General features: G+C 60.5%; 5 protein-coding genes. All 5 read left to right on the plus strand.

From position 1 onward, the window contains the following. The first annotated feature begins 292 nt into the window (after positions 1–292). The 5 genes from phnC (at position 293) to C1A35_RS32810 (ending at position 5,957) form a co-directional block, all read left to right on the plus strand. Complete coding sequence (gene phnC, locus C1A35_RS32790; protein WP_104668416.1) at positions 293–1,144, plus strand: phosphonate ABC transporter ATP-binding protein; 852 nt, start codon at positions 293–295, stop codon at positions 1,142–1,144. Positions 1,145–1,229: 85 nt separating this feature from the next. Beyond that, entirely contained in the window at positions 1,230–2,135 is a 906-nt protein-coding gene (phnD, locus tag C1A35_RS32795) for a phosphonate ABC transporter substrate-binding protein (protein ID WP_104668417.1), read from the plus strand. 95 nt (positions 2,136–2,230) lie between these two features. Then, positions 2,231–3,193 (plus strand): phosphonate ABC transporter, permease protein PhnE, encoded by a 963-nt coding sequence (gene phnE, locus C1A35_RS32800; protein ID WP_104668418.1) that lies wholly within the window; start codon positions 2,231–2,233, stop codon positions 3,191–3,193. Positions 3,194–3,206: 13 nt separating this feature from the next. Beyond that, on the plus strand, positions 3,207–4,712 hold the full coding sequence (gene phnE, locus C1A35_RS32805) for a phosphonate ABC transporter, permease protein PhnE (protein WP_104668419.1): 1,506 nt from the start codon (positions 3,207–3,209) through the stop codon (positions 4,710–4,712). A gap of 846 nt (positions 4,713–5,558) precedes the next feature. Next, positions 5,559–5,957: a ParB/Srx family N-terminal domain-containing protein gene (locus C1A35_RS32810; protein WP_234823101.1), complete on the plus strand. Its 399-nt coding sequence runs from the start codon at positions 5,559–5,561 to the stop codon at positions 5,955–5,957. The last annotated feature ends 43 nt before the right edge of the window (positions 5,958–6,000 follow it).

The raw sequence follows: 6,000 nt of genomic DNA on the forward strand, positions 1-6,000 counted from the left end.
ACGTAGAAACTGGCGTTCCGCGGTTCTGGACCGCCTAGAAGGCCGGGCTAGCTGAGCCGCCGCTGCAATCAGGCCTCTATATAGAACTGTTTCTTGAACGCTAGACGACACGAATGCTTGGCCGTCCAGCAAGGCGAAGCACGAGGCGGTGCCAAGGAGCTTCGCGCGTTATCCCGCATCTGCCCCGCTATAGGAAGTCGTAGGGTTTAAAGAAAACTACACAAAACTGACATTGCGCCGTCATCCGCAAAGCATAGAGACCCGCCCACATCAGGCATGATGGGGGACCAAGATGCTAGAACTCACATCCGTTACGCGTCGTTTCGGAAAACACGCCGCCGTCAAATCCGTCGATCTGGAAATCCCACGCGGCCAGATGGTTGGTATCATCGGCCGCTCCGGCGCCGGCAAGTCGACGCTTCTGCGCATGATCAATCGCCTGGTTGATCCGAGTGACGGCGCGATCCGTTTCGATGGGCAGACCGTCTCATCGCTTCGTGGTGCGGCACTTCGCACCTGGCAGCGCGACTGCGCGATGATCTTTCAGCAGTTCAATCTGGTTCCACGCCTCGACGTGCTCACCAACGTGCTACTGGGTCGCCTCAATCACCGCTCGACGGCCTTGAGCATCCTCAACATGTTCACGCGCGAAGAGCGGATCATGGCGATCAGCGCACTGGAGCGCCTCGGCATCGAACAGACCGCCCTTCAGCCGGCAGGCACGCTTTCCGGCGGCCAACAGCAGCGCGTCGCGATCGCCCGTGCTCTCATGCAGCAGCCGAAAATGCTGCTCGCCGACGAGCCGATCGCCTCGCTCGATCCTCTGAACGCCAAGATTGTCATGGATGCGCTTCGCGACATCAATGAACGCGACGGCATCACCGTCATCACCAACCTTCACACGCTCGACACGGCGCGCAGCTATTGCGAACGGATCATCGGCATGGAGGCCGGCGAGGTCGTATTCGATGGCCGTCCGGACGAACTCACCGCCTCTGCTGTCCGCGCGATCTATGGCTCGGCTGCCGATGGAAGCGAGATCGACGAGACCATGACCTCGACAAGCATCGAAGGAACCGTGGTCGCTGCCAATCGGGCACAGAAATCCGCCAGCAAGCAAAAGCTGGCACTGGCCGGGATCTGAAGAGCCAGCCGGATCGAAGGCCCGCGTCAAGGGCACTCTTGAAACCGAACACCATCCGGTACGGCCGGAAAAACGGGAGAACCTCATGCTGAAGAAAGCACTTCTGAGCGCCGTCGCGCTCTTCGCGCTCGTTGGCCACGTCCAGGCTGAAGACCTCAAGGAATTCCGCGTCGGCATTCTCGGTGGCGAGAACGAAGCCGACCGTCTGCGCAACTTCCAGTGCCTCAGCGAAAAATTGCCGGCCGCCATCGGTGTCGAGAAGGTCTCATTCTTCCCGGCTGCCGACTATGACGGCGTCGTCCAGGGCCTGCTCGGTGGCACGCTCGACTATGCCGAACTCGGTGCATCCGCCTACGCCAAGGTCTACCTCGCCAAGGCTGACGCCGTCGAACCGATCCTGACGACCGTTCAGACCGACGGTTCGACCGGCTATTATTCGATCATGGTTGCCCGCAAGGACTCGGGCATGACCAAGCTCGAAGACATGAAGGGCAAGAAGCTCGGCTTCGCCGACCCGGATTCGGCTTCCGGTTACCTCGTTCCGCTCGTCACGCTGCCTGAAGCGATCGGCGGACCGGTGAAGGAATACTTCGGTGAGACCGGCTTCGGCGGCGGTCACGAAAACCTCGTTCTCGAAGTCGTCAAGGGCACGTTCGCCGCCGGCACCACATGGGGCTCGGGCGTCGGCGAATTCAAGGACGGCTACACCTCGGGCAACCTGAAGAAGATGGTCGACAAGGGCATCCTTGACATGGACGACCTCGTCGAGCTCTGGCGTTCGCCGCTCATCCCGAACGGCCCGATCGTCGTTCGCACCTCCCTCAACGACGAGACGAAGGCAAAGTTCAAGCAGTTCATGATTGACCTGCCGAAGACCGACCCGGCCTGCTTCTCGGCCATCCAGGGCGGTGACTTCACCGGCTACACCGAAGTCAACTCCGACTTCTACAAGCCGATCATCGACGCCCGCAAGGCAACGATCGGCGGCTGATCCCGCACTACGATGCCGTCAGCCGGGGAATGCACCCCGGCTGACGGCATCTGGCAAGCAAAACCGGCAACTCTCTCTTCCTTGGTAAAAAGAACATGGCGTCTTTGATCGGCAACAATACCCTCGGCGAGGGCGGCAAGCTCGTCGAGCGCCATTGGCAGGAACTGAATTCCCGCCGCCGTCTCTATACGGCGCTCAGTCTCGCCCTTCTGTTCCTCGCGCTCACGAGCTCGCTCTGGTTCGCCAATGAGACGAACGCCGGCAAGTTTTTCGATCGCCTGCCCTATTTCTTCGATTTCATCGAAGACCTTCTGCCGCGGGACGGCATGGAGGTGGTGCGCGCACTGTTCGATCTCCCCTCCCCCTATGACGACGGCAGCTTCAAATACAATTACCCGGAAGGCCGCCTCTACCTGACGGACAGCTTCTACATACCGGAATACGTCCACAAGATGCTGGAGACGGTCAACATTGCCATCCTCTCGACGCTGATCGGGCTCGCCTTCGGTTTCCTGTTGAGTTTCCTTGCGGCGAAGAACGTCATGCCCAATCGGTGGGTACGTTGGCCGGCACGTCGCTTCATGGAAGTGCTGCGCGCTTTCCCCGAAGTCGTCATCGCCGGCTTCTTCCTCGCCATCCTGTCGCTGGGAGCCGTGCCCGCGATCATCGCCGTCTCCGTGCACACGATCGGGGCCCTTGGAAAAATGTTCTTCGAGGTGGTCGAGAATGCCGACATGAAGCCCGAGGAAGGCCTGCGCGCGGCAGGCGCCAATTGGGTCGAGCGTGTCTGGTTCGGCTTCGTGCCGCAGGTCATGCCGAACTTCATGAGCTATTTCCTGCTGCGCCTTGAGATCAACGTCAGGGCATCAACCATCATCGGCGCGGTCGGCGGTGGCGGCATCGGCGAGTTGCTGCGCCTGTCGATCGGCCAGGGCCACGAGGCCAAGACGCTGGCGATCATCCTGCTTCTCTTTACGACGATCTTCGCGGTCGATCAGTTTTCCGCATGGCTAAGACGCCGCCTCGTCGGTGAGCAAGCCTTCAACGCTGTCGTCTAAGAGGTCCGCATCTATGAACATGCTTCATCCGCAAGAAATGGAAGCGATCGCCGCGCGCCATAAGAATTTGCTAGATAAATCAAACAGTAAGCGCAGACGGCTTGTTCTCATCTGGTCGGGCACCTGCCTCTATTTTGCATTTTGCTGGTGGATGTTTTCGATCGGCGACGTGCTTCGAAACGCGAATTGGTCGATCGCAGGCACCTACCTCGCGGACTGGGTGTCCTATGAGGTCCGCCCCGAGCTGGAGATCGCCCCGGACGGGACGATGAAAATCGACTACGGCAGGTTCTCGCCGCTCGGCAACAACCCTGCCCCCGACTGGGTCGAGCTGAAGCACGAGACCGTTGAGCGCCAAGTTGGCGCGGCCACGCAGGCAACGGCGCAGTCGAAGCCGTCCTCCTCGATATCGTTCATGGCGGCTCCCGCCACGCAAAATAGCGTCGGTGCGGCAACGCCCACGACGGCGGCCCAGCCGTCGGAAACACGGCCTGAGGATGTCATCACGACGGCATCCGTCTCCCTCGGTGGAGGGACCAGCATTGCTGTTGCCGATCGGAGGGTGACAGTCGTTCACGCCGGTGAAGTGCTCGCGATCACCGTCGATGGCAAAACGCAGACGCGTCCCGAGGGCACCCTGCCCAGCTGGGCCACTCAGAAGCGGCTTGGAGAAAAGATCACGCTGTCGTTCGGCACGAGAGGATGGGCCGAGGTCGAGGGTGACGAGGTCAGCATCCGCCGGCGCTTCTTCGGTTGGGCGAATTTCATCTTCGACACCAACTCGCCCTTCTTCGGGAAGTCCGCGAGCGAGGTCTTTGCCCTGGTGACGAGCGGTGACCGGATCGATCCGTCCCGATCGAACCTGTCTCTTGCCTGGAACAACATTCTCTACAATGCCGAATGGCAGCATCTCGATGTCTGGACGAAGCTTCTGCAGACGATCGTCATGGCGTTCGTCGGCACTCTCTTTGCCTCTCTTCTCGCATTCCCGTTGTGTTTCCTTGCCGCGCGCAACATCACGCGCCACCGCGTGCTGAACCAGGTAACGAAACGGTTCTTCGACTTCCTCCGCTCGGTGGACATGTTGATCTGGGCGCTGTTCTTCACGCGGGCCTTTGGCCCCGGGCCTCTTGCCGGCATCTCGGCCATTTTCTTCACCGACACCGGCACTTTCGGAAAGCTCTATTCCGAAGCACTGGAAAACATCGACGAAAAGCAGCGCGAGGGCGTCAAGTCAGTCGGTGCCTCGCCGTTGGCCGTCCAGCGGTTCGGGGTACTGCCGCAGGTGCTGCCTGTCTTCGCCAGCCAGTCGCTCTATTTCTGGGAGTCGAACACGCGTTCGGCGACCATCATCGGTGCGGTCGGCGCCGGTGGCATAGGCCTGAAGCTATGGGAAGCCATGCGGACGAACTCGGATTGGGAGAATGTCGCCTATATGGTGCTTCTGATCCTGCTCGTCGTCTTCATTTTCGACGGCATTTCGAACGCACTTCGCTCGCGTCTGATGGGAGCGCGCTGACGGCAGTCGGCGCCGGCAACACCGGTCGGGGGCACGCTTGGTGGCATGCCCCGTCACCCAGGCTTAAGGGGCAATTGTGCGCCCGTTCTTAGTATCACGCTGCGCTCATCACCGCGGCGATCACCATCCAGATGTAGGGTAGACCGCCAGGAATGCGCTTGTGGCCAACTCGGCCCCACGTCCCTTCGCTGCGGGTGTGCGCAGTTTTCCGCGCTTGGAGCAAAGCTTGGTTGTCGATCCCTCGACGTCGCCACGGAGGCAGGCGACAAGGCCTGTTCGTTGCCGGCAGTGGATAGCGCTCGACGTTCAAAAGAAAACCCCGCCGGGGAAGGCGGGGCAAGGTTCGCATCCGGTTGGCTCACTGGACGCGGGGAAGAAAAACTCCATCGGTCAAACCGATGTGGGCAGATACCGGACAAAGGCGCCCGCGGGGAAGGTCGCTTTCGGCCAATCCGGTACGGTTGCGCTAATATATCAACCGCTTAACTGAGACGATCTTCCCTCTCCTTGAGTTGAGCATAGGATCACCCGCTCCGCGGTCGTGTTCTATGCAAGGCACGAAGCCGCCTGGCGCCGTCTTCGCCCGGTCGGGTCACGACCACTGTGACTTTGGCCGAGAACGGCCGGCAAGGCATCCAAAAAGGTCTTGTTTACCGGAGGGGAAAGGCAGCTCCGCCCCCTCTCCCCAGCAAGTGCAAAAGCCGGTTTCCCCAACCTTCCTTCGCTCTGGCTTTGTGCAGGCCGGGTGATCCCCCTCCGGCTTTTCCCCTTGCCCCTCTCTCCCCCGCTGCTCCGCGCGAACTCGGGAACAGGAGCGGGGCTCCTGCCCATGACGGACAGGAAAGCTTGGCTCCGCCAAACCCGGAAAAAGGAGCGACTGCCATGACTACCACCACCGACATCATCACCATCGCGCTCGGCAAGCTGGATCGCGACCCCAAAAACGTCCGCAAGACCTATCGCAAGGAAGGCATCGAGGAACTGGCCGCCAATATCCGCGCCGACGGCTATCGGCTGTTGCAAAACATCGTCGTTCGCAAGGGCGACAAGAAAGGCCGCTACTTCGTGACCGCTGGCGAGCGACGCCGCCTTGCTCTTTGCCTGTTGGCCGAGGCTGGCGAAATCAACGGCGACTTTCCTGTCGAAGCAAAGTTGCGCGAGGAAACAGACGCCATCAGCATCAGCCTTGCCGAAAACACCATGCGAGAGGACATGTTAGGTTCTGCGTCGCAACTGTCCTGTTGAGTTCGTATGACCGTCATGGTTGTGGGCCATATTCGCGGGGCAT

The sequence above is a fragment of the Ensifer adhaerens genome (assembly GCF_002940685.1).
GTDB classification, from domain to species: domain Bacteria; phylum Pseudomonadota; class Alphaproteobacteria; order Rhizobiales; family Rhizobiaceae; genus Ensifer; species Ensifer adhaerens_E.